Source organism: Vibrio mediterranei (genome assembly GCF_900088415.1).
In the GTDB taxonomy this organism is placed as follows: Bacteria; Pseudomonadota; Gammaproteobacteria; order Enterobacterales; family Vibrionaceae; genus Vibrio; species Vibrio mediterranei.
The window spans coordinates 375,100-400,323 of the sequence record NZ_FLLQ01000004.1; the positions used below are offsets into that span (position 1 = coordinate 375,100).

Annotated in this window: 16 protein-coding genes; 9 read left to right on the forward strand and 7 right to left on the reverse strand. The window is 45.0% G+C overall.

Features of this window, described 5'->3' with window-relative positions; translation table 11 throughout:
* Positions 1-46: 46 nt before the first annotated feature.
* Positions 47-1,450 (reverse strand): MATE family efflux transporter, encoded by a 1,404-nt coding sequence (locus VME0621_RS14180; protein WP_062463320.1) that lies wholly within the window; start codon positions 1,448-1,450, stop codon positions 47-49.
* Between the two features lie 267 nt (positions 1,451-1,717).
* Here VME0621_RS14180 and VME0621_RS14185 point away from each other — a divergent pair, with 267 nt between their 5' ends.
* On the forward strand, positions 1,718-3,151 hold the full coding sequence (locus VME0621_RS14185) for a DEAD/DEAH box helicase (RefSeq protein ID WP_062463317.1): 1,434 nt from the start codon (positions 1,718-1,720) through the stop codon (positions 3,149-3,151).
* Positions 3,152-3,215: 64 nt separating this feature from the next.
* Here VME0621_RS14185 and VME0621_RS14190 read toward each other — a convergent pair whose 3' ends face one another.
* The gene (locus VME0621_RS14190) at positions 3,216-3,851 is read right to left on the reverse strand and encodes a murein L,D-transpeptidase catalytic domain family protein (RefSeq protein ID WP_038229911.1); all 636 of its coding nucleotides are present in this window, start codon (positions 3,849-3,851) and stop codon (positions 3,216-3,218) included.
* Positions 3,852-4,559: 708 nt separating this feature from the next.
* Between VME0621_RS14190 and VME0621_RS14195 the strand changes: the two genes are divergently transcribed.
* On the forward strand, positions 4,560-9,557 hold the full coding sequence (locus tag VME0621_RS14195; RefSeq protein WP_062463315.1) for a 2-oxoacid:acceptor oxidoreductase family protein: 4,998 nt from the start codon (positions 4,560-4,562) through the stop codon (positions 9,555-9,557).
* Between the two features lie 2 nt (positions 9,558-9,559).
* Positions 9,560-12,304: a sulfide/dihydroorotate dehydrogenase-like FAD/NAD-binding protein gene (locus tag VME0621_RS14200; protein WP_062463312.1), complete on the forward strand. Its 2,745-nt coding sequence runs from the start codon at positions 9,560-9,562 to the stop codon at positions 12,302-12,304.
* Positions 12,305-12,369: 65 nt separating this feature from the next.
* Here the strand turns inward: VME0621_RS14200 and VME0621_RS14205 are convergent, their stop codons facing one another.
* Both VME0621_RS14205 and VME0621_RS14210 read right to left on the reverse strand, forming a co-directional pair.
* Positions 12,370-13,080, reverse strand: a complete 711-nt coding sequence (locus VME0621_RS14205) for a ShlB/FhaC/HecB family protein (protein WP_006071348.1) — start codon at positions 13,078-13,080, stop codon at positions 12,370-12,372.
* 75 nt (positions 13,081-13,155) lie between these two features.
* The gene (locus tag VME0621_RS14210; protein WP_231892941.1) at positions 13,156-14,301 is read right to left on the reverse strand and encodes an OmpP1/FadL family transporter; all 1,146 of its coding nucleotides are present in this window, start codon (positions 14,299-14,301) and stop codon (positions 13,156-13,158) included.
* 275 nt (positions 14,302-14,576) lie between these two features.
* Here VME0621_RS14210 and VME0621_RS14215 point away from each other — a divergent pair, with 275 nt between their 5' ends.
* The 5 genes from VME0621_RS14215 (at position 14,577) to VME0621_RS14230 (ending at position 18,700) form a co-directional block, all read left to right on the forward strand.
* Entirely contained in the window at positions 14,577-15,218 is a 642-nt protein-coding gene (locus VME0621_RS14215; RefSeq protein WP_006071350.1) for a Crp/Fnr family transcriptional regulator, read from the forward strand.
* Positions 15,219-15,524: 306 nt separating this feature from the next.
* Entirely contained in the window at positions 15,525-15,905 is a 381-nt protein-coding gene (locus VME0621_RS14220; RefSeq protein WP_062463305.1) for a DUF2061 domain-containing protein, read from the forward strand.
* Positions 15,906-16,232: 327 nt separating this feature from the next.
* Positions 16,233-16,433 (forward strand): DUF3955 domain-containing protein, encoded by a 201-nt coding sequence (locus tag VME0621_RS27060; RefSeq protein WP_081411551.1) that lies wholly within the window; start codon positions 16,233-16,235, stop codon positions 16,431-16,433.
* A gap of 144 nt (positions 16,434-16,577) precedes the next feature.
* Entirely contained in the window at positions 16,578-17,123 is a 546-nt protein-coding gene (locus VME0621_RS14225; protein WP_062463302.1) for a DUF2799 domain-containing protein, read from the forward strand.
* A 281-nt stretch (positions 17,124-17,404) separates the two neighbouring features.
* Positions 17,405-18,700 (forward strand): DEAD/DEAH box helicase, encoded by a 1,296-nt coding sequence (locus tag VME0621_RS14230; protein WP_062463299.1) that lies wholly within the window; start codon positions 17,405-17,407, stop codon positions 18,698-18,700.
* Between the two features lie 98 nt (positions 18,701-18,798).
* Here the strand turns inward: VME0621_RS14230 and VME0621_RS14235 are convergent, their stop codons facing one another.
* From VME0621_RS14235 to gad, 3 genes are all read right to left on the reverse strand, one after another.
* The gene (locus VME0621_RS14235) at positions 18,799-20,034 is read right to left on the reverse strand and encodes a methyl-accepting chemotaxis protein (protein WP_062463296.1); all 1,236 of its coding nucleotides are present in this window, start codon (positions 20,032-20,034) and stop codon (positions 18,799-18,801) included.
* A gap of 193 nt (positions 20,035-20,227) precedes the next feature.
* Positions 20,228-21,955 (reverse strand): aspartate:alanine exchanger family transporter, encoded by a 1,728-nt coding sequence (locus VME0621_RS14240; RefSeq protein ID WP_062463293.1) that lies wholly within the window; start codon positions 21,953-21,955, stop codon positions 20,228-20,230.
* A gap of 80 nt (positions 21,956-22,035) precedes the next feature.
* Positions 22,036-23,430, reverse strand: a complete 1,395-nt coding sequence (gene gad / locus VME0621_RS14245) for a glutamate decarboxylase (protein ID WP_062463290.1) — start codon at positions 23,428-23,430, stop codon at positions 22,036-22,038.
* Between the two features lie 512 nt (positions 23,431-23,942).
* Here gad and VME0621_RS14250 point away from each other — a divergent pair.
* The gene (locus VME0621_RS14250) at positions 23,943-25,208 is read left to right on the forward strand and encodes a RidA family protein (protein WP_062463287.1); all 1,266 of its coding nucleotides are present in this window, start codon (positions 23,943-23,945) and stop codon (positions 25,206-25,208) included.
* The last annotated feature ends 16 nt before the right edge of the window (positions 25,209-25,224 follow it).

Here is a 25,224-nt window from a genome sequence, read left to right on the forward strand (position 1 = left end):
ATCAAAAAGCGCGTGACCCTTTCTCAGGTATCACGCGCTTTTACTATTAGCGAGTAGTCATTCCATCAGAAGCTCTATCAGAAGTAATAGGCGGACGCTTTTTAATTACGTGACGTAAACGCAGCAACATCAATATCGCAGCCACAGTCAGTCCCGTAAGAATGCCGATCCAAAAACCTTTTTCACCCATAGCTGGCACAATATGATCTGTCAGCCCTAGCACTATGCCAAGCGGCAATGCCAATCCCCAATAAGAAGCAATCGCCAACAACATCGGCACTTTCGTGTCTTTATACCCACGGAGCGCACCGTTCGAAGAGGTTTGCAGCGCATCACTAAACTGGTACATCGCTGTAAACACAAGTAGCGTTGCTGCTGTCGCACTCACTGCTGGGTCTGTAGTGTAAAGTCGAATAATCCAATCCGGGAACAACAAGAAAATTGTCACCGATATTAACGACATCAATCCTGCAACCAAGATTCCGATTTTACTGCGTTCAATCGCGCCTATCTCGTCTTTAGCACCTAATGCGTGGCCCACACGAATAGTGATACCAAACGAAATGCTCATTGGAATCACGTAAGTCATGCTGGAGATATTCAAAGCGATCTGCGCAGCCGCAACATTTTCCGCTCCAATACGACCAATCAACAACGCGATGACAGCAAAAATACTGCCGCAAACCGCAATGTTCATACCGATCGGTAGACCTAACCTAAGCAAATGAATCATCTCTTTTGCTCTTGGTTTAATATCAGTAAACCGAATGATCGTTTTGTAGTGATGATGACCTTTAATGTAGGAATACAATAGTCCTGACATTAACCAATACACCAAACTGGTTGCCCAACCACAGCCTACCGCACCGAGTTCAGGAAACCCAAACTTGCCGTAAATTAAGATGTAGTTAACCGGAATGTTCACCAACAAGCCAATAACTGAAATGATCATCGGCGCTTTAGTATTGTTCATCCCTTCGCAGAAACCATTTAAGGTATAGAACAAAGCAATACCCGGCACACCAAACGCCAAGGCAAACGCATAATCACTAGCAATAGGGATAATTTCTGATGCAACCCCTATCCACTCTAAGATAGGTTTCGCGCTGACCAAGTAAGCCACCAGCAGCGCGCTAGAAATCAATGCGAGCCAAACCATTTGAAAGAACTCGACAGAGATGCTCTCAAAGTCACGCGCACCACGGTGATAAGCCACTACAGGAGTAAGCGCCATAATCACGCCGCGAAGCAGCAATAAAACTGGAATCCACAGACTAGCACCCAAGGCGATCGCCGCGAGATCGGCAGCGCTCACTTGACCAGCCATTGTGGTATCCACAAAACCCATCGCTTGAGTGGCAAGCTGAGTCAGAATAATAGGTATCGACAGATGCATTAATGCACCCGATTCACGAGTAAAACGAGAAAAAGGACGAGTAGTCGTTTGCATGAAAGTTCTAAAACACCAATATAAATGCACCAGTGATGGCGGGATGGCGAATGTGCATTTTAGGGTGTGCCCGTTAGGCGGCGACAATATAAACACCTTACCTACAAATTTCAATAGCGCAAATCGACGAGAATTGTATTGAAGTTCGTCACAAAAGCACGCAGAATAGCGCGCCTTACCCTATCCTTGGGTTTACGGCCTTTTATAACGATAGATTTGCTCTATCCCATGACTGCCACTTTTCTCACTCCACCGACGAGTACCACTATGAGTTTTGAATCTTTAGGTCTTTCGACTCCTATTCTTCGTGCTATCCAAGATCTAGGTTACGAAAAGGCATCACCAATTCAAGAGCAAGCCATTCCTGCAATTATCGAAGGCAAGGATGTCATGGCTGCAGCACAAACCGGCACAGGTAAAACCGCTGGCTTTGCGCTACCGTTACTTGAAAGATTAAACTCAGGTCAGCGAGTGAAAGGCAATCATATTCGCGCGCTTATCCTTACCCCAACGCGTGAGCTTGCTGCACAAGTTCATGAGAGCGTGTTCAAATACAGCACTAACCTTCCATTAACCTCACAGTGCGTGTTCGGTGGCGTGAAGATCAACCCACAAATGCTTAAGCTGCGTAAGGGCTGTGACGTGATGGTTGCTACACCAGGTCGTCTACTTGATCTTTACCAACAAAACGCCATTAAGTTCTCTCAACTTGAAGTGCTCGTACTTGATGAAGCCGACCGTATGTTAGATATGGGATTCTTCCGCGATATTAAGAAGATCCTCGATCTACTACCTAAAAATCGCCAAAACCTACTATTCTCAGCCACTTTCTCCAACGAGATTCGTGATTTGGCTAAAGGGTTGGTGAATAACCCTGTTGAAGTGTCAGTCACACCGCCAAACTCAACCACAAAACTCGTAGAGCAGAGCTTATATGTGGCAGATAAGAAGCAAAAACCAGCTATGCTGGCCAAGCTAATAGACGATGGTAGCTGGAAACAAGTCTTAGTCTTTTGTAAGACTAAACACGGCGCAAACCGTCTCGCCCGCTTCCTTGAAGGTAAGAAAATCACAGCGCTTGCGATTCATGGTAACAAGAGCCAAGGCGCGCGAACGAAAGCACTTGAGCACTTTAAAACTGGGCAAATTCGCGTACTAGTGGCAACTGACATCGCGGCTCGTGGACTCGATATTCCACAGCTACCTCAAGTGGTGAACTTCGATCTTCCTCATGTCTCTGAAGACTACGTCCACCGAATTGGTCGTACAGGCCGCGCTGGTGAAACTGGTAAAGCGTACTCTTTAGTATGTGCTGATGAAGCAAAAGAGCTGTTCGGTATTGAAAGGCTGATCGGTAAACTCATCGACCGTTTCGAATTAGAGGGATTCAAACCAGTAAACGCTGTTCCTGAGTCAAAACTGGACACGCGCCCAATTAAACCGAAGAAGCCGAAGAAACCAAAAAAGCCTAAGCAAGAAGGCCAAGAGAAATCGACTGCATCCGGACATGGTCGTGCAGATAAGCCTCGTTCTGAAAAGCCTCGTAAACCAAGAAAGTTCAATACTAAGCGTAATAGCGACGGTGAGTCAGGTAACGCTAATCATCGTAACAATACGAATAATGCAAACAACGGTGCGAACAAGAAGCGTAAGCCTAGACCAAGCAAACCTCATGCTAGTAAACCAAAGCAAAACGCTTAACTAGACAGCAAAAAGCCCACTATTCATAGTGGGCTTTTTAATTTAAAAATCAGATAATTATTCATTAAGAGCTAGCGTAAATAACACTGCCGCCTTTAATCGTATCAATAATTTCTTTAGACAGCTTTTCCGGCAAGGCTGGGCAACCCCAACTACGACCAAGATAGCCGTTTTTCTTCATGAAAGATTCGTTAGCGTAATCTGCTCCATGAACAACAATATATCGGTCACGAGCATTATCATTAACGCCTTTTGTTAGTCCATCCAATCTTAGTGAATAACCATTAGAGCCGTAATAAGTCGTGTCCGTTAAAAATGTCCCCAGTGATGTCTTGCGAGAATTTATAATATTTGAAAACTTAGTCGCCGTCTTTTTACCACTATTAACACCATGAGCTACATACGTATTAAAAACCAAAGACTTTTTCGCCATATCTATGACATAAAAGCGTTTTTCTGTAGAGGGCTTCGAATAATCAATAATAGTTAATAGTGATTTACTGCGATTGGTAGTACTTTCATATGCATTATAGGCATCTTTAAACAACTGAAAGTCGACGATCCCGTACAGCTTAGCGCTGTTGTATATGCCTTTAGCCGATGTTGGACTAATCTCCGCTTCACTGCGAGCGCTGTGGGAAAACAGGAAAGCAACAGAAAGCGCTAACACCCACAACGGTGAAAAAATCTTTTTTACCATTATTACAACAAGTTATTCTAATCAGGTTGATAAATAAAAGACATCTCTGTCTTAATTAGTGAACAATATTATCCTAACCTAACTATTAATAAAATCCAGTTTACTAATTTTTACATGATTATTTGAACATGATCGGAAATTATTCACATTCATTTAAAATATAATTATAGATATCAGACAGTTAATATTTATGCCTTTAAATTTATTAATTGGCACTACTATAGATAATAATAAGACTACTCCTATATTACACTGTAGGCATATTAAAATAGACCATTGAATATTTATTTAAGTAGCATTTTTTAAAATCAAAGATACTAACTTGAACTGAACTAATTAAACCACATCTTTTTCAATAGGTTATAGCTAAACTAACCACATGTAATTCTGAAATTTTCTTTTTCTGAACATCACCTGATAAGGCTCACCGACCTCTCTTCTATCCCACCCCCTATAACCACATAAATTGTGTTGATTTTGTGAACATACGAGCAAAGTTGTCTTTGCAACTGGTGTAGTATTTAACGCATAAGCATCAGATGGTCATCTCGAGAGCGATCACTAGGTTTATGTGGTTCATCACCAAATGCTCTGAATGATAAGGTGCAAGCTGGCAATTAGCCATGAAGTATTTGGTGAGGAGTAAAGAATCGACGCATTAAGGAAGTCGAACTAATAATAAAACCATATACCAAGGAGCAACCTCTTATGTCTACGATGACCCAAGGGAGCAATGCGCACCACAACACCCCATCCTATCCCGGCCTGACTACTGTAATCCACGGCAATGGCGCTGTCGCACATGTTATGGATTACGTTTGCGGTGGAGTGATAGGATACCCAATTACCCCTTCTACTGAGATTTCCGAACTGTATGAAGCCTTTAGAGCTCAAGGCGGCTGCAATGTTTGGGGGCAACACCCATTCTTCTTCGAACCTGAAGGTGAGCATTCTGCGCAAAGTGGCGCATTAGGCGCCGCGCTGACAGGGGGCAAGTACATTTCCAACGCTTCATCAAGCCAAGGGATTTTATACGGGCTTGAATCGCACTATGTGACCGTCGGTAAGAAGGCTGCAGGTTTTGTGCTTCATGTCGCGGCGCGTTCAGTTTCTCGTCATTCACTGAATGTAATGGCGGGACATGATGACGTCTACGCTCTGTTATCTGCTGGATACACCACTTTATTTGCAAGTAATGCCCAAGAAGCGGCCGACCTTGCTGCCATTTCGTATCGCGTCAGTGCCTTGTCACTAATTCCTGTCGCCAATACCATGGATGGCTTCGCAACGAGCCATATTCAAAGTGAAGTTCAACTACCTGAGCCAGAATTACTTAAACAATATCTCGGTGACCCAACCGATCGAATTCTCGCACCAACAGAAGCTCAGAGAATGCTATATGGTGCCAAAGGCCGCGTCTGGCAACTCAATCAATTTATCGACAAATACCAAGACCAATTTTGGCCTGAAAGATTAGCCGACTTAAGAGGCTATATCACAGCTAATGAAGCAGCGATAGAAAAAGACGCTCAGGGCGAATGGATTGAATCCACCAACGCTTACCTACCCGAAGCACTATTGAAAAAATGGCAACGTGCTTGGCTTAATGCCTATGAAAAAGATACGCGTCAACGTGTACCAGCACTGATGGATCCGCATAACCCAGGATTAACGGGTGGTGTCCAAAATCAGCCAGACTACCAAGCGGGTATCGTCGACCATCGCAGCCACTTCCTAAGTGATGTTCCACAGTTTATCGAGCAAGCCATGCGTGAATATGGCGAGCTAACGGGTCGCACCTATGAACCGGTCATGGATTATCTATGTGATGACGCAGAATACGTCATTGTCGGTTTAGGCTCGGTCACGGATGATGCTGAAGCCGTTGCTTTACACCTCAGAGAACAAGGTCAAAAAGTCGGCGTCATCTCCATCAAACAATTGCATCCATTCCCTGAAGCGCAAATCGTCGAGAAACTTGCGGGAAAAACTGCGGTAACAGTGCTAGAGCGTTGCGACGAAACACGCTTAACTGCGCGCATCTCTAGAGCGCTATTTAAAGCGCAAGAAAATGCCCATTACCCTCGTCACAATGGCATCAAAGCACTGACGCACATACCAATGATCAATACTGGTATCTTCGGACTTGGTGGTCACGACCTGCAACCTAAGCACTTGATCGCTGCTTTTGATAACATGCGCTCAGAGAACATTAAGCCATTCTTCTACCTAGGCAGCCAGTTCTTCGACAAACAGGCAACTGGCGAACTGAAACAGATTCAAGATCGATTACGCTCTGCTTATCCAGATACTGAGCTGATGGCTTTAGAAACAGGCGAAAACCCTAACCTGTTACCTGAATCGGCAATGCGTGTACGCTTCCACTCTGTCGGTGGATACGGCACCATCGCCACCGGTAAGCTACTGACGGACATTCTTTCTGGTGCATTAGGATTGCACTCGAAGTCCATGCCGAAATATGGTTCTGAGAAAAGTGGCGCACCAACCAACTTCTTTATTACTCTTTCTCCAGAACCTATCAAAATCACCAATGCCGAACTACAACAGGTCGAAGTCGTTCTTTCACCCGACCATAAAGTGTTTATGCACACCAATCCACTGGCGGGTCTTAGTAAAAACGGCACCTTCATTTTGCAAACTCATCACGAACCAGAGCAAGTTTGGCAAGAGATCCCTGCGAGTGCTCGTCAGTTCATTCGTGACAACAACATCAACTTCTACATTGTTGATGCGTTCAAGGTAGCGCGTGAGCAAGCGCCATCAGCTGATTTAGAAATCCGTATGATGGGTATCGCCTTTATCGGAGCCTTGTGTGGACATGCAAAACAAGTTACCCAAGGTGCTGATGAGTCAGCGATGTTAGAGCGTATTACCCAACAAATCGCCAAGAAATTTGGTTCAAAAGGCGAGAAAGTCGTTGCCAGTAACATGGCAGTGATTCGTGAAGGCATGCACGCCACACAGCATGTCAATTACAGTGCATTTAACGACAATGTCGAAACCAGTGAAACGCTAGCGCAAACCGAAACCCAAAAACCAGCGCAAGCCAGCTGCGGACTATTTGATCCTTCTTATTTCAATAATATCGCAGGCAAACGCTACGTTGATGGCTCCATTGGCGAAGCTCCTGTTATCCCGGGTTCTGGCATGTTCTTACCTCCTGCCAGTGCCATCACTAAAGATAAAGGACTCTTTAGACTTAACGTGCCTAAATTTGATGCAGACAAGTGTACTGGCTGTATGGAATGTACTATTGCTTGCCCAGATGGCGCTATTCCTAACGCAGTGCATGAGCTGCACGATATTGCCTATATAGCTATAGACAAACTGAATATTCCACCTGTACAACGCGACAGTTTGAAAGCGAAAATGCCGCCAATTCTGGACGCAGTGCGCCACCACTATCGCAGCTCGGCAAAAGGGGAATCACAGCCACTGCATCAAGTCGTCTCAAAAGTTGTGGATTCCATGACCTTTGAAGAGCCTATCGCCTTGCAAATGGCAGCGCTATGCGTGGCATTAGAATCCTTACCAGTAAGCCGCACCAAGCCATTCTTTGATGCGATGGAAAAAGCGGTACCAGGAAGTGGCGGTTTGTTCTCTGTGGCTATCGACCCAAGCAAATGTAGCGGCTGTATGGAATGTGTCGACGTTTGCGGCCCGAATGCGTTAGAAAAAGTTCGTCAAACCACCGAAATGAACCAGCAAATGCACGAACTGTTCAACACGCTTGCGAATATGCCAAATACGCCTACTCGTTTTGTTGAACAAGGTGTGAAAGATGCCTCAGAGTCAAAACGTTTGCTACTCGACCGCAGCAACTACTATGCAATGAGTTCTGGCCACGGCGCATGTCGCGGTTGTGGTGAGGTCACAGCCTTAAGACTCGTCACCTCCATCAACCGAGCACTGCAACAACAACGCTATCAAGCTCATATACAGACTCTTGAGTCTATGATTGAGCAACTTGAAGACAAGTTGGATATGATCGTTGGACAAGACAGTGAAAATACCAGAACCCAGCGTTTAGTTCGCACTATTGAAACGCTAGAAAAACGCTTGTTCCTATTCGAACATGGCCCAACTGGAAATGGCCCTTCTGATGCACTTATCGCTAACGCCACAGGCTGTAGTAGCGTCTATGCCTCTACCTTCCCTGCAAACCCATACAACGACCCTTGGGTAAACAGCTTGTTCCAAGACACCCCAGCAGTCGCGAAAGGCTTGTTTGAAGGTGAAGCCGCCAATCAGCTTGAACAGTTCAGAGCACTGCGCACCGCAAAACTCGAATTAGAAGATATGTACGATGAAGAGATTCACGATCGTCAGCTTCGTTACCTTGAGTGGAGTCAGTTGTCCGATCAAGAACTGGCACTGATGCCAACGGTATTCAGCATCGGTGGAGACGGCGCAACCTATGATATTGGTTTTGGTGCGCTTTCTAGACTGTTAACTACCAGTACACCGATTAAGATCTTTGTGTTGAATACGGGGAGCTACTCTAATACTGGTGGACAAGCGTCCACAGCAAGTTTCACCGCGCAAGATTCCGACCTCAGCCGTTTCGGCAGTGCTCATAGCGGTAAAGAAGAAGCACGTAAAGAGCTAGGAATTATTGCTACCTTCCATCCGAAAGTCATGGTGGTACAGACCTCAACGGCATTACAAGGTCACTTTATGTCGAACTTGATGGAGTACTTGAATTATCAAGATGCACCAGCACTGTTTGATGTTTATACCCCTTGTATGGGTGAGCACGGTATCGCCGATGATGCTAGCACGCGACACTCTCGCTTAGCCGTAGAGAGCCGCATGAGTCCAGTATTTGTTCACGACCCACGTAAAGGTGAGACTTTAGCAGAGCGTTTCTCTATTGAAGGTAACCCTGAACTGGATCAGGACTGGGCAACACATACCATCAGCTACCTAGATAACGATGGCATGACCCAACTTAAACAAGTGCCATTTACCGCCGCAGACTTCGCGTTGTATGAGGGTCGATTCAAGAAACACTTTGCGCTAGTCAGCGATAACGACAACACCGTAGAGCTCGCTGATTATCTCAAGCTAAGCGCTCAAGAACGCGCAAATAAAGTACCGTTTATCTGGTCCACCGATAAACAGCAACATTTGGTGCAGCTCTCTGTTTCACCGTCGTTAGTGGCACTGAGTGAAGAGCGTCTTCGCAACTGGCACATGCTACAAACATTAAGTGGACAGCATATAGCGCAGATCGAGCAAGGTTATCAGCAGCAAATCGAAGAGTGGAAACTGCGATATCAACAAGCCTTGGACAACAATGAACAAACTATTGAGTCCATCGCAAACGGACTAGCAGAACTTGCTATGGTTGCAACACCAACCAGTAGCATCCCTGTGACACAAATCGACACCACTGACGCACCTGCGAAAGCCGATGGACAATTGCAACCTCTTGTCGCGATCAATGAGGACGAAAAATGTCTGTGTACCGATTGCAAGACCTGCTACCAACAACTGAGTGAACTGTTTGAGAAAACAACCGTGGTTGAGAATGGCGAAGCGAAAGTGATTAGCCAAGTCATTCCGGGTTCATTGACCAAAGTGACACTCACTGATGAGTTAGTGAAACGTGCCGCACGAATCGCCGATGAGTGTGATGCTGAAATCATTCACTTTAACGCTCCTGCTTCGGTGGAGGTGTAGTTATGGTCGCTTTACTTACTCAATCTCAACGGGAGCTTATGCTAAAGCGCATGGATCAAAATCCACAGCGCTTCCAGCAAATGATCATCGAAGAGAGTCAACAGCTAATCCAGGACACGCTGAAACGCGGTAACCTATCGGCAGAGTTCACCACTAAGCTATGGGATCTGTTGCTCGCGGGCAACAATCTTAGTACCGCACTACAGCGTTATCTATGGCGAATTCCACTGAAACAAAAACGGGCATTTGTTAAAGGCTTAGACCTGCACCTTTCAGAACGTTATCCCATGTTTAAAGGGTTATCTAAAGGTTGGCCGGGCAGCAATAATATTCCTCCTTACGTTCGTCCTGCGGAAGAACGCCGCAAAGACTTCGATCTAGTGAGCCAAGGCTACCTTGGCTACATGGGGCTGGGTTATTCGCTGCGCGAAGTAGAGCTGTTTGTGTGGCTTGAAGTGCTTCGCGATAAGCAATGCGAAGACAAACCTTGTGAAGTCGGTGTCCCAATGTGCGACCGCGACGGCAATCTTGCGGAAGAAGCCGATGGAGGATGTCCGGTTAAGATCCACATACCAGAAGTGTTGAACTTGATGGGCGAAGGCCGTTTTAAGGCGGCATTTGAGCTAATACGAGACGCCAACCCTCTGCCAAATGTCACGGGTCGAGTTTGCCCACAAGAGCTTCAATGCCAAGGTGTATGTACTCACAACGATAGACCGATTGAGATCGGTCAGTTGGAGTGGTTCTTACCACAACGGGAGCGCGAGCTTTCTAATGGTGAGCCGCCGAAACCTGTGGCGTGTAACCCTTGGGTTGCCGCTAGCAAACCGCCAGTGGCTATTGTAGGTTCAGGGCCTTCTGGGTTAATCAATGCATACCTACTGGCCAAAGCTGGTTACCCCGTGACAGTATTTGAAGCATTCCATGTCCTAGGTGGCGTGTTACGTTATGGTATCCCTGAGTTCCGTCTACCGAACCAATTGGTGGATGACGTGGTAGAAAAAATCAAAGCGCTCGGAGGCCGCTTTGTCACTAACTACATCGTTGGTAAAACTGCCACCCTAGCGGACCTCAAACGCGCAGGTTTTGTGAGAGTGTTTGTCGGCACTGGGGCTGGACTACCGCGCTTCATGAACGTTCCGGGTGAACATCTACTTAATATCATGTCAGCGAATGAGTTCTTAACTCGCGTCAACCTGATGCACGCCAACCTCCCTGACTATGAGACACCTATGCCAGAGATGGACAATAAAGAGGTGATGATCATCGGTGGTGGTAATACCGCAATGGACGCCGCGCGAACCGCTCGTCGCCTTGGCGCTAACGTGACTATTGTCTATCGTCGAACTCAACAAGAGATGCCTGCTCGTGTGGAAGAGCTACATCATGCGTTAGAAGAAGGCATTATGCTCAAAGAACTACGCTCTCCTTGTCAGTTTAATGGAGACAAAAACCATGTACTGGCGACTGCCGATTTAGACGTGATGGCACTAGGTGAGCCCGATGCCTCAGGCCGTCGCAGACCGCAGTCAACAGGGGAAACGGAGCTAATGAAGGTCGATTTCGCCATCATGGCTCTGGGTAATAGCTCTAACCCTATAATGAAAGACGCCAACCCAGATCTTAACACCTCAAAATGGGGTACCCTGCTGCTTAATAAAGGCTCGCAGGAAACCTCGCTTGCTGGTGTTTATAGCGGTGGTGATGCGACTCGTGGTGGCTCAACAGCCATTAAAGCGGCAGGTGATGGGCAAGCAGCCGCTCGTGAAATCATGAGTACGCTAGACTTCAATTTAAAAGAAGTCGAAGGGTTAGTCGCGCAGGCAAGCAATTACACTGAACTTGGGCAAATGCCAGCCAAAATCGTCAAACGCCGTCAACTTACGGATGAGATTGTCGAATTTACCATTACCGCCCCACTCATCGCCCGTTCCGCAAAACCCGGTCAGTTTGTACGAGTTCTTGCCGATGAAAAAGGCGAGTTAATTCCACTGACACTCGCTGATTGGGATGTTGAAAAAGGGACGATTGAATTAGTGATTCAGGGGCTAGGAAGCAGCTCTAAACTTATCAACCGGATGCAGGAAGGCGATGTCTTTGAAGCGATTGCGGGGCCACTAGGTCAAGCAAGTAAAGTCGTTGTGCACCAAGATAATCACAGAGTCTACTTCACCGCAGGTGGTGTGGGTCTTCCGGCTGTTCATCCTATTATGCGCGCACATCTCGAAATTGGTAACAAAGTCACTTTGATTTCCGGTTTTAGAGGCGCACCTCAAGCATTCTGGACTGAGCAAGGCGATAAAGTCGAAACACTCAAAGCGCTCTATCCTGATTTACTGGAAGTCATCTATACCAGTAATGACGGCAGCTTCGGTGTAGAAGGGTTTGTCACTACCCCTCTAAAAGACCGCCTAGATGAACATCAAGCCGGACAAGGCGAACCTATCGCAGAAGTAATTACTATAGGTCCACCGCTTATGATGAGAGCTGTAAGCGACTTAACTTTGGAGTACAAAGTGGAGTGCGTGGCGAGCCTTAACTCTATCATGGTAGACGCAACCGGGATGTGCGGTGCGTGTATGGTCCCAGTAATGGAAGATGGAAAATTGATTCGTAAACATGCTTGTATCGATGGCCCAGAGATCAACAGTCATGTGATCGATTGGGACAAGTTCTTACCTAGGTTTAATCAGTTCAAACCGCAGGAAAGAGAGAGTCAGATAAAGCACAAGTTTATTGAGGAGTAAACGACGCGGCGGCTATCAATGATAGCCGCCGTTTTTACTTTCGCTTACTTAAAGCCTTTACTTCATTAAAACTCGTAACTCACCGATCCTGCCAGTTTATTATTGGTCCCGTAGTCGTCCTCCGAGAGCATTCCAAAGAAGTTAAACGATGCATTTTTGTTTATCTTATAACTAAGGCCAAGTCCGCCCCAGTAACCGCGGTAATTATCCGAGCCTATCGAGCCACCAGCAAACCCGAGTACGCTCCAATCCGAGTCATCAATTGGACGAATACCAAACATTCCCAAATAACCGCCGTGACTTTGGCTTCGCATCAGTACGTATTCGTTATCCACCTCTTCTGAAGGCATTGCCATTTTTCCATCGTTGTAGCTGTAGCCCGCCATGGGAAATAGCATCCATCCTGCCGGAGAGATGTCAAAGTAACTTAGAGGGATGTAGGTGCCAATACTGTAGTTGTTGCGATAGCTATCATTTTCATAATCAGTACGGCTAAAGTTGAAGTTTAAGATTCCCAAATCAAATAGCCATGAGCCACCCAAGCGCCACTCTCCAGTCTCATTGTATCGAGCGTTGATCATCCTCGCTTCATCAAGGCCAATCGAACCAGACACAAACGCAGAGTCTGAATAGCCAGCACCTACTTTGGTAACGATCTTGGTTGGATCTTCATGATGTTTCTCTTTGGCTGAGACTCCTGTCACTACCAATAATCCAACAACGGTAACAAAGCCAAAAGCTCTGACAACCGATGAAAACAGACCATTCTTTTTCATAACGCTTTATTTCTCATTAAAAACAAAAATGCCCCTCACAACGGTGAGAGGCCAATTTACGGTTAGCTCACTAAGTTAGTAGGCGTAGCTGATACTTAGAACATGAATACGGTTAGTATCCACACTGCCAGTAAAATAAGGAATTGTGTCTGTAGGGCCAGTGTAGGTGACGTCTTGAGTACCCATATTGCGGTATTGGTATGCGATACCGATTCGATGACCATTTGAACGCTCTTTTTCTGCGCCAAGACCTAACGACCAGTTTGCTCCAATAGGAAGCGCAGGGGTCATTTTGTCAGTGTCATACATTTTCGAGTCGTAACGGATACCACCTTGGTAGGTCCAATCATTTTGAGAATACGCGAGCGCTGTACCTAAGCTATAAACGTTGTTTGCAGCATCATCAAACTGTGACCAAAATTCAACACCCGTCATGGCTTTGAAAGTTAACTCATCTGAGATTTTGTGCTGAAGGCCAAAATCAAGTTGAGCTGGCCAAGAAGCATTTCGCTCAATTGACGTAAACTGGTTGCCATCAAACGACACATCGATATCACCAGAGTTATGCTTTACTTTGTGTTTATAGTTGGCAGATAGAAAAGTAGAGTCTGACACGTCATACATAGCTGATAGCATAAAGCTTGCCGCCGTAGAACTGCCATCTCCATCAAGCCTAGAATCACCACCAAGCTCAAACGACGTCATTAAATGCTGAACGATCAAAGCTCCGCCAAGAGACAGATTGTCGCTTGCCTGGAATCCAGCGGCTAACTGCAAATTTAACGCTTCATCAGACAGTGTTTTTGGAAGACCACCATTAGGTCCTACAAGACCACCGCTATAGTCCATACTCAAACCACCTTCACCATGTAAAGATGCCCCGATAACCCAACTGTCATTGATTCTCTGTGCATAAGCAAGACTTGGAATAAAAGCATTCGACTCACCTGTCGTTGACTTGTCAACAGAAACCCCAGTACCACTGTGCTCAGTCTTTGCGTTTAAGTACTGAACGCCAATAGAAAAACTATTGTCATCTATCGCCGTTAGACCAGCAGGGCTAGTAATCACGGCACTTGCATCAGTACGATTAGATGAGTTCCCTACACCAGCAGAAGAAACACTATCAAAGGTAGCTACTTCGTGAAGTAAGATACCGCCAGCAAATGTGGACGAAGAGAAGGTTACAGCCATTGCGACTGCTAAAAGGTTTTTGTTCATCGTTTGCAACTCACAGATTCGGATGGCGCAAATCATAGTCAAACCAGCAATCCAAAGGTGCACTATGAGTGCATGGTAATAGCTTGTAACGAAAAGCGACGCAGGCAATTGGTCAAACTTCCTCGTTATCGAAAAGGTTGAACAATATAAACGGCGTTTATGTTTTATATAACCAGCGGCTTATTTATTCACCGCCTTGGCCCTCTTATAATCACAGACATACAACCCCCAAGAAGCTAAGGAATAGCGCTTGTCCCTTTCTTGAGAGGCTTAAAATGTCAGTCCAGAAGATACTTAAAGAGATATACCGCGCTAGCGACGAACTTGCAGGTCAACTTATCCGACGTGGAGCAGTTGTCACCATTCCCAAGGGTAAATTTCTGTTCTTCCAATATCAAAGTGTGAGCGATATCGTTATCCCTTTACAGGGCGTATTAGGTTTTTACCCCACTATCGATGAAGGCACTAACTTGAAGTACGACCTAATTACCCCCGGTATCCTTATCAATGATGTACCATTGATTTTGGGTGAGGGTGCTCAGTCTGATATACAAGCCGTGACCGACAGTACCGTGCTGCTGTTACCCTTTGAGGATGTCAAAGAATTGATGGATTCTTGCTGTAGTTTTTCAAAAATGATCAACTTCTCGTTGGCAAAAAAACAGCGCTTTTGCTTGACATTATTTCGCCTACGCGGCGAAAAAAATACCGATTTGAAGATTCGTTTGGCAATGGAAGCAATCAGTGCAGCGACCTACGATGGGTCTATCCCATTAAATATTCTTACTCTTGCTTCATTACTTAATATGTCGCGAAACACCGTCGGAAGCTATATGAGTAAAGCAATCGCTGCCGGAGAAGTAGAAAGGAATGAGCTCGGTTTTCGTTTAATCGAAAAGAGATCTATCGCAGCTTGACTATCTACTAGAGCATGAATCTACAAAACGTGAAATGAAGGAGCGCCAGTGCTTGTACATCAGAAGATATCTAACGCTCCTTCATACATTTACCCTGCTTCAGCACAAGAATAGTACTAAGGTCAATGTCGCTTCAGTATGCGGTAGTTTTTCTTCCTTAGGTGCACTAGCAGTGCATCTGCTTAAAATAACTCCAACAACAAAACATAGATATTACCTATCAATAGAAGAGATTTAATTGATTTTAATTCTCATTACCAGTTCATCATAATGGACCCATAAGATTTGAACTGAGTGATACATCCCATGATTAAGACGATTCGATTTGCCGCTATCCATTTTACTATTGCATTTACGGTTGCATATGCGCTAACTGGCGAAATCTTAATCGCGAGTATGATTGCAATGATTGAACCAGCCGTAAATACCGTTGCGTTTTACTTTCACGAACGTGTTTGGGACAAAAACCAACGCCTTCAAGCTTTGAGAAATAATGAAACCATTAAGACCGCTTCATTTGCGACCGTACACTTTAGTGTGGCGTTTGGTGTCGTTTATTTGTTAACGGGTGATGTGTTGGCGGGTGGTATCATGGCAACATTAGAGCCAACGATTAATACCATCGCGTACTTTTTCCACGAAAAGTCTTGGAACAAGAAGCGCCAGCAGATGTGCTTTGCGCATTAATCACATCAAAGGTATATCTGCACAATGAGAGGAGGTCGTTCATACATTTTGTACACCATACCGAGATTTCTATCGTACCTGTTTGTATGACTTCCCACCCTATCTTCTAGTGACAAATAAGACATTACTGAAAGCTCAACGCCCCAATGCTATTCGCTGAGGCACTGGCAAACCAACTCTTGGACTCCTACACACACGAAAGCCAACTACGTTTCATGACACCGCTAGTACATTCGGTTACAGATCGAAAATTACCCTAGGTGATAGAATAAGAGTTGGTGATATTGCTCGCTATAAAAGTTGGAGTGACGGCAAGGATGCTAGGTAATGAACTGTAAAAAATATAGGTTAACTTTCATTCTATTTGGCTTGGCAAACCTCTGCTTAGCTATCTTTCTTATGAGCGATTCTTATGTCGATCAATCGGGCGTCCTTGTAGAGAATTTTGGATTTCTTGCCCTATTCTGGCTATTACTCTTTAGTTCAGCAATTAGCTGGTTCATTACCTTGAATCGTCGACGTCGTTAAAACAGACAGAACAAAATAAACCAATACCTTCACCCAATCTCTATGAATGGATAGTTACTTAATAAGCTTGACGAAGAGCATTGTTGACTAAGTAGCTTTCGACTCTTTAGCACTCTTTTTATTTTTCACTGTTTTGGATTTTATATGTATATCGGACTAAAAAGTTTACACATCAAATGGCTTGTCGCTGCACTAGCTATCACGCTTTCTGGCTGTTCCAGTATGTCTATTGAAGAGTGTAACAACGCTGACTGGTATCAAGTTGGTTATAGCGATGGACTTAACGGTAATAGCCCTAAAATGATTGATAGCTATATCAGTGATTGTAGCGAAGCCGCTGTTTTTCCCGATAGAGAACAATGGTCAAAGGGATTCAAAGTAGGGACGGGGCTGTACTGCTCACCAGATAATGGTTACAAGGTGGGTTATGAGGGACAGCAGTACTACTATGTATGTCCGGGCGAGTCTTTTCTCAAAAACTATGAGTTGGGCAAACAAGCTAGACAACGCGACCAGCGCCTTAAACAGATTGAAACCGAGTTACGTACTATCGAAGACAAGTTAAGAACGACACCAAGCGAAAATCATGATGAGCGCAAACGTCTAGAAAATGAAAAGCGAGATTTAGTGTCAGAACGTTCTCATCTACTCGGGTTAACCGTACAACATAATTTCAATATCTCATTTTAAGCTGAGTTCTTGCAACTCAAAGCCTTCCTCTCACAAAGAGGGAGGCTTACCTTTTAACGATAAAAACCCCACCCAAATTCGGATTGACTGCCGTCATATCGCAATAATTTTCAGATTGTTAGCCTAATAACTGTACAATTTCTACTCAAACAACCAAAATTAGTCACCACAGGCAGCAATTATTCTTCTATAATCACCGACCGTATTTTTGGTCAACAATCATTTTGTTGATTGGTTAACGAGAAACACCAAATACCGCCATCTGCTTTTAGGAACAACGAATGTCATTTTTATCACAAGGTTTTTCATCCGAGATCGTGCAAGCACTGACCGAGTGTGGTTATGAAAAACTCACTCCAGTTCAACAACAAGCGATTCCACATGCTCGTCGTGGACACGATATTCTGGCACACGCTCAAACCGGCACAGGTAAAACAGCCGCTTTCTCTTTGCCAATTATTCAACAGATTGTTGATACTCCAAAGGCTCGCACTCGTGGAGCGGTACGTGCACTTATTCTGGCGCCAACTCGTGAATTAGTGGATCAAATCGCTAATAACATCGAAAGCTACACTCAATACGTCGACGTGTCAGTTGCCGCCGTGTTTGGTGGTGCGAAAATGTCGTCTCAAGAACGCAAACTTGAAGCTGGTGTCGACATTCTGGTTGCAACTCCGGGTCGTCTTATCGAGCATTTGGAGCTTGGTAACGTTAAGCTTTCTAATCTTGAGTTCCTAGTCTTCGATGAAGCGGACCGAATGCTTGATATGGGCTTCATTAGTGCAATTCGCACTATCATGAGCAGCGTTAACAGCCAACCTCAAACCATGCTGTTTTCCGCGACATCATCACCTCAGATGAACGCCCTAGCACAAGATCTATTGCGTAAGCCTAAACGCGTTATTGTCAACGCAGAGAACTCAACCGCAGATACTGTTGCGCACGTAGTTTATCCCGTAGATGAAGATCGTAAGCTTGAACTACTGTCAGAGCTGATTGGTCGCAAAAACTGGCAACAGGTTTTGGTTTTCGTGAATTACAAAGAGACCGCCAATGAAGTGGTAAAAGAGCTCAAACTTGATGGTATTAAAGCGGTGCTTTGCCATGGAGATAAAGCACAAAGCTCTCGTCGTCGCGCTCTGGAAGAATTTAAAACAGGTAAGGCTCGTGTCATGGTGGCAACAGAAGTTGCGGCTCGTGGTTTAGACATTCAAGGTCTTCCGCACGTTGTAAACTATGACATGCCATTCCTAGCTGAAGACTACGTACACCGAATTGGTCGTACTGGCCGCGCAGGTCAGCAAGGTCATGCTGTCTCTTTCGTTAGCCGTGAAGAAGAACTTACTCTGGTTCAGATCGAGAACCTAATTCAACACCGCATTAAACGTATCCAACTTGCAGGTTACGAGCCAGCAAACCGTGATGCTTTGCTACAGAAAATGCACACTAAACCAGCTTACAAAGACCGCCAAGGTCGTACTAATAATGCTAGCGAGCAAGGCTCTGCAGAGCGCAGATTACGTCTGATGCGAGCGATCAAAAACAAGTCGAGTAAAACAACTCGCCTAAAAGGTTAATCGCCGTTTAACTAGCGAGCACCATTAAAAAACGCAGTCGTTAAACGCTGCGTTTTTTGTTTGTCTGTCGACCTATCTCTGTCACCATCGTTACTCAGCTATTTCGCAATCGACTCCAATGAAGCATCCAAGCAGTCCGATATCGTCACCAACTCATCCTTAGCACGCACAACATTGTCGGTGCTTTTAGTACAGTCGAGCGCCAATTTATTCACCACCTCTAAACTATCGATAGACTGCTCACATAGGTGCAGTGTTTCTACCGAGTCGTTACAGATCTGTTCATTCAATGCCAGAAGCTGGTTATAAGCGACAGTTATATCGTCAAAGCTGGCCGTGGACCGCGTAGTCACTTGGGATATTTCACTCACACTGCTCTCGCTTTTCGCAATCGCAGATACTAAAGTACTCGCCGTATCGATAAGCTGTTTGGTCATGGTTTGAATTTCCGACACAGCGTTTTGGGTGTTCTCCGATAAGGTTCTGACCTCTCCCGCTACAACTGCAAACCCCCGTCCAGCTTCACCCGCCCTAGCGGCTTCTATGGCAGCATTCAGCGCAAGCAAATTCGTCTGCTCTGAGATGGAAGTAATCACATGCAAAACATCCCGAACCTTCATCGAAACATCGGTCAATACATTACTTGATTGATTTGCTTCTGCCATTTCGTGTCTGAGTTGAACGACATCTTTAGTTAGTTGCTGGTTGTTCTCCTGAATCGCTAAGAACTGATTGGAGATGGACTGGCTCGCATCAAGGCTGCGCTGTGCTTCTTGTTCACCACGACTTATCGCCACTTGAATATTGTTGATGTCTGACGTGGTATCGGCTAGCTGAGTCACCTGCGTTTTGAACAAGCCATCTAAATCCGAAGAAGCACTTTCGATATGGTGAGTGCAACGCTGAAGCTGCTCAACTGAACCATTAACATCATTGATCAGAGAAACCAATTTATTGAGAGTGCTATCGACAGCTGAACCAATCTGACCGAACTCATCTTGTCCTGAAAAGCCAATTCGGTGATCAAGTTGACCACGCTGAACCTGCTGCATAGTATCAATGATGTGTTTGAGAAGCGGTAAAATATTCTGAGAGATGCCGGTGGATAAAAACAGCACCAACCCAACGACTACCACTGAAAAGACGATAATCGCAGCAGGCGATAGTAGTAATTGAACGCCATCGCCACCCGATAACAAACCTAAAGCGTACAAATTTGATATACATAGAACGATAATACCCAAGCAACCTACAATGCCCGGTAGCAGCATTTTTACTGGCATACTGATGTTCATAAACAGCCTATCTCGCCAGCCAATCTCAATATCACTCATTTCCATTCCCTTGATTTTCTGACCTTACGGTCAGGATATTGAGCAGGATTTAGCCGATAGTGTCAACTTATTCTGATATTGGAGTGTGAGTTTTATGATGCCTGCGGTTTTATGAATCACGTATAAATGGCATAAGAAAAACGGCACAAAGAGTGCCGTTTTTCATTAGTATCGCATTCAGCTCATAAGACGATTAGCTGATAACCATTGCGATATAGCCAAGGATTAACACGATAACGGAAGTCAACGCGTACGGCACTGGATAGCCAATCGCCGGCATGTCACTTTGAGTAGCATCTTGAGCTCCTTTCATTGCAGGTGTGCTATTCCTACCACCAGCGCAGGCACCAGCAAGAATAGCCGGATTCATCTTACGAACATACAGACCATACAACCAAGCTAATAACGGTGGAACAAGTGCTGCAGTCACGCCAAGTAACGCTATTTTAATCACAATAATGCCTTGAAATGAGGCTAGGATCTTAGGCCCAACAGTCGCAGCTAGCACCGCTACGAATAAATTAAGGCCAATATCTTGTAAGAAGCTTCGCGCCCCCTCACTCATTGGGCCGCCAAAGGCTGGGTTACGAGTTCTTAAGAACGAGAACACGATACCAGTAAGCATACAACCAGCAGATGTACCCAAGGCAAATGGGATTCCTGCAATGGTCACACTCAAGTGGCCAAACACATAACCTACTAGCAATGCTAACGCTAAGTAGAATGTTTCTGTGACTGTGCTCTCTACAATGGGCACACTATTCAACTGAGAAGCTGTTTGTTCTACACACCACTGTGAGCCTGCAATACGAACAACATCACCCACTTCTACCGCTGTATTAGGTAATAGTGGTTGTTGATGACCTTGTCGAAATAGCGCTTTGAAGTACACGCCAAAACCCACCTCAGCATGCAACTGAGCAATAGTTTTACCTGCATGTTCTGATTTACCCACATGGATGTCAGCAACTTCAATATCGACATTGCGCGCTCGAGGTTCGTCAACTTCATTGCCAATATCTGCTTCACCTTCTTTGATAAGAGCACTGTATTCACCACGAACACCGATGACATCACCTAACTGTAACGTTGGGTTCTCCGAAGCATCCAACACTTCATCGCCCCGCACGACTTTTAGCACCACTGCATCGGGGAAATGTTTATAAAGATCTTGGACCGAGCGCCCTACCAACTCTTCATGGGTCACCTTATAGGCTCGAACATCAATAGGCAATGCACCAACGTCTGAAAAGCCAAAGGTGCTAGGGAGTTTCTCGTTATCATCACCAGTAGAGAATTCTTTCTCGGCATCTTTACCAGCTTTTACTGGATCAATACCAAACATCGAAGGTAAGTATTTGATCAGCAATATAATAAGAACTGTCGACAACACATAACTGATGGCATAGCCTGCCGCGATATTCGCGCTGACTTGATCTGCACTCATTCCCGCTGGCGGCACAAAAGCCCCTGAGGTAATGGCTGATTGCGCAACGCCCATTACTGCGGTAACGGTATAACTTCCAGAAATGATACCCGCCGCATATCCGGGCTCTAATCCCATTAGCTTGGCGCCAATCACAACGATGGCAAAGTTACTAAAGACAACGATTAGCCCAATTACGACAAAATCTAAGCCACCTCTCGCCAGTCCGGAAAAGAACTGAGGACCTACTTTCATGCCAATGGCGTACATAAACATCATTAAAAAGATGTCCGATACTAGGCCCGGTTCCTCAATTTTCAATCCAAAGACTGAAAATGAGGTCAACGCCAACGCAACACCAACAATCAATGTACCTGCCGTTGTACCAAGGCTCACACCTTTAACGGTAATACGTCCTAATGGGTACCCTATCGCGAGTGATAGAAATAGAAATACAAATGGGTTTTCAGATAAGTAATTAAAAAGAAAAGACATGATCTCACCTGCTACATTCTGATTGAAGCAGCAGAGCAATGCACCGCATCACTCTGCCGTTTACTAAGAGCGGTGGCAACTTAACCGTGGTTAAAGTTACTTGACTCGTCGGCATCACTGCCGTTAATCACTGGATGCTTATCGAAGAAATCAACACAGTGCTGTAAATCGGAGATCAGCAAGTCCGCCATGTCTCGACTAAAGCCGTGACGTACGAGAATACGCATAATAACCAGATCTTGGCGATCCGCAGGCATTGCATACGCTGCAATCTGCCAACCACGAGATCGAATGCGATCCGATAAGTCATAAAGGTTGAAGCCTGGGTTTGCACCTTTTTTGATAGACCAACTTAGTGCCGGAATACCACCGTGGCCATCGTAAATGATTTCAAACATGCCCATCTGCTCAACTTCTTTGGCAATGTAGCGTGCTGTTTCGTAGCATGCATCATGAATCTTTTTATAGCCTTCTTTACCCAATCTTAAGAAGTTGTAGTACTGCGCAACGATTTGTCCCCCTGGGCGAGAGAAGTTCAATGCAAATGTCGGCATGTTACCGCCAAGATAGTTTACATTGAAGATCAAATCCTCATGCAACGCATCAGCATCACGCCACACGACCCAACCCACACCTAATGGCGAAAGCCCAAATTTGTGGCCGGAAGCATTAATCGATTTAACACGAGGCAAGCGGAAGTCCCATTCTAAATCAGGGTCACAGAAAGGCGCTAAAAACGCACCACTGGCGCCATCAACGTGAATCGGAATATCTAAGCCTGTTTCTTCTTGAAGCTTATCTAGAGCTTCATGAACCGCTTTTACTGGCTCATACTGGCATGTGAACGTCACACCGAGAGTCGGCACTACACCAATAGTGTTTTCGTCACAACGTTTGATCACTTCTTCAGGTGTCATGATAAGGCGATCACCTTCCATTGGAATCTCACGAAGTTCAATATCCCAATAGCGCGCAAACTTATGCCAACAAACCTGTACTGGGCCACAAATAAGATTTGGTTTGTCGGTAGATTTGCCTTGCTTCTTCATTTTTTCGCGCCAAGCCCACTTTAATGCCATCCCACCAAGCATCGCAGCTTCACTCGACCCCGTCGTTGAACAACCCATTGGGTTCTCTGCATCTGGCGCATGCCAAAGATCCGCTAACATATGAACACAACGCGATTCGATCTCGGCCGTTTGTGGGTACTCATCTTTATCAATCATGTTCTTATCGATGCATTCATCCATCAATTGATGAACTTCATCTTCTACCCATGTTTGACAAAATGTCGCTAAGTTCTGACGCGAGTTACCGTCTAGCATAAGTTCATCGTGAACAACTTGATAGGCATGTTCAGGTGCGTGCTCATTCTCAGGGATTCGATACTTGGGCATAACCACTGACAAATCTTTGGAAGAGTAAACATCATCTAACATTGAACCACGAACAGCTGACTTTTTATGAAGAGGCATATTATCAATCCTTTATATCATTGAAACTATTGCGTAAGTTGTCATTAAGCGTTTGTTTTAAAAGGCACAACGACGTTGGATTAAAGTTAGTCGAGATTCCATTAACGTGCTAGTTTCATATTCGGTTGATAAGATTCAAATCGTTATTAGTAGACTTTTCTGCAGATGAGAGTAGTGCGGCCTCTCATTTTCGTCTCTAATGAATTAATCCCATGACTTTCTCAACTCATGAGATTAAATCGCTAAAATTGCCTAAAAAATTAACAAGAATCGTTACTTGAAACCTAACTAGACGCTTAACACAAACGTAATTCGACTTATACCACCCGCTCTCACTGTCAGATAAATCTTAGTGCCAGAAGCTAAGATAAACGCCTCACTATGCATTTAGTGCGACAGTAAATCCGCCCTACTTGAAGCTTTGATTTACCCTTTTGTTAGTTTGGCTCTCTTTTTGCTTATTATTTGTTCGTTTTATCCTAACTAATAACGAAAATTGGAGATACCACTACATGGATAACCGTATCATTAAGGTTTCAAGGAATACTGAAAAAGCGCCCGTAAGCCCAATATCTACACAGTCTGTTGCCTTTTCTCACTACAATAATATTTCGGCTCAATTACCCATCGATCCTGCTACCAAGACTCTTATTGCGGGTGGTATAGAGCAGCAGGCAAAACAGTGTCTGAAAAATATCAAAATGATAGTAAACAGCATTGAGCATACGATGAGTGACGTGGTGAGGATCAACGTTTACCTGAAAAACATTACCGACCTCGATAAAGTCAATGAAGTCTATGCTTCCTTCTTTCCTCTGCACCGCCCCACTTATACGTCACTTGCAGTCGCTGACTTGCCAATGAAAGGGGCGTTGGTGCAAATGGACGCTGTCATTTCAAATGGCGAAGGTACCTACCCTCAAGACCCTTGTGATTTGGTGAAATTAACTAGAAATAGCGTCAACGCGCCGATAACACCACTCTCAAGCCAGACTGTTGCGTTTTCCCACTACAATCATATTTCAGCTCAGCTGCCTATCGAACCAAAGTCGGGGAATGTAGTGACAGGCGGGATAAAAGAACAGACACAACAATGTCTACGCAATATCAAAACGATACTCGAAAGCATTGACGTGCCGATGGATGATATCGTCAAAACAAATATTCATATCACAAAGTTGGAGGATCTTGAGGCCGTTGACGAAGTGTATAAAACCTTCTTCCCAGATTCTTCCATTGCTCGTGCCGTTAATTACTTACCTGCACGCTCCACTGTGGTTGTGGAAGGCTTAGCGCTGGATGCACTCGTACAAATAGATGCGACCGTTTCTCATGGCGATGGTACACCGCCTCAATTAGTTGAAGACCGTCACGGCATCGTTATTAAGGCAACCAATACCGAAAAAGCACCGTTAAACGCCCTATCGACGCAAAGCGTGGCCTTCTCTCACTACAACAATATCTCAGCGCAACTGCCTATTGATTCTTCGATTGGTAAGATTGTTGCTTCAGGGACAAAAGAACAAGCGATGCAATGCTTCGAGAACATTAAAGCCATCGTAGAAAATATCGACCACGTGATGGATGACATTGTTAAACTCAACATTCAGCTAAAAGACATGAATGATTTGTGCGCACTAGAGGAAGTATTGAGAAGCTATTTCAGTGATTTGTTGCCAGCGTTGACCGTTATTGGCGTATCCAGTTTACCGTCTAATGCGGTAGTTCAAATAGATGCTATTATGTCGAACGCCGAAGGTACGCCGCCGAACAAATAGGCTAATGGCAGCTCGC

Excerpts from the sequence above, each read along its gene's own strand:
- VME0621_RS14180 (WP_062463320.1), bottom strand. The coding sequence starts at position 1,450 with ATGCAAACGACTACTCGTCCTTTTTCTCGTTTTACTCGTGAATCGGGT.
- VME0621_RS14185 (WP_062463317.1), top strand. The coding sequence starts at position 1,718 with ATGAGTTTTGAATCTTTAGGTCTTTCGACTCCTATTCTTCGTGCTATC.
- VME0621_RS14190 (WP_038229911.1), bottom strand. The coding sequence starts at position 3,851 with ATGGTAAAAAAGATTTTTTCACCGTTGTGGGTGTTAGCGCTTTCTGTT.
- VME0621_RS14195 (WP_062463315.1), top strand. The coding sequence starts at position 4,560 with ATGTCTACGATGACCCAAGGGAGCAATGCGCACCACAACACCCCATCC.
- VME0621_RS14200 (WP_062463312.1), top strand. The coding sequence starts at position 9,560 with ATGGTCGCTTTACTTACTCAATCTCAACGGGAGCTTATGCTAAAGCGC.
- VME0621_RS14205 (WP_006071348.1), bottom strand. The coding sequence starts at position 13,080 with ATGAAAAAGAATGGTCTGTTTTCATCGGTTGTCAGAGCTTTTGGCTTT.
- VME0621_RS14210 (WP_231892941.1), bottom strand. The coding sequence starts at position 14,301 with ATGAACAAAAACCTTTTAGCAGTCGCAATGGCTGTAACCTTCTCTTCG.
- VME0621_RS14215 (WP_006071350.1), top strand. The coding sequence starts at position 14,577 with ATGTCAGTCCAGAAGATACTTAAAGAGATATACCGCGCTAGCGACGAA.
- VME0621_RS14220 (WP_062463305.1), top strand. The coding sequence starts at position 15,525 with ATGATTAAGACGATTCGATTTGCCGCTATCCATTTTACTATTGCATTT.
- VME0621_RS27060 (WP_081411551.1), top strand. The coding sequence starts at position 16,233 with ATGAACTGTAAAAAATATAGGTTAACTTTCATTCTATTTGGCTTGGCA.
- VME0621_RS14225 (WP_062463302.1), top strand. The coding sequence starts at position 16,578 with ATGTATATCGGACTAAAAAGTTTACACATCAAATGGCTTGTCGCTGCA.
- VME0621_RS14230 (WP_062463299.1), top strand. The coding sequence starts at position 17,405 with ATGTCATTTTTATCACAAGGTTTTTCATCCGAGATCGTGCAAGCACTG.
- VME0621_RS14235 (WP_062463296.1), bottom strand. The coding sequence starts at position 20,034 with ATGAGTGATATTGAGATTGGCTGGCGAGATAGGCTGTTTATGAACATC.
- VME0621_RS14240 (WP_062463293.1), bottom strand. The coding sequence starts at position 21,955 with ATGTCTTTTCTTTTTAATTACTTATCTGAAAACCCATTTGTATTTCTA.
- gad (WP_062463290.1), bottom strand. The coding sequence starts at position 23,430 with ATGCCTCTTCATAAAAAGTCAGCTGTTCGTGGTTCAATGTTAGATGAT.
- VME0621_RS14250 (WP_062463287.1), top strand. The coding sequence starts at position 23,943 with ATGGATAACCGTATCATTAAGGTTTCAAGGAATACTGAAAAAGCGCCC.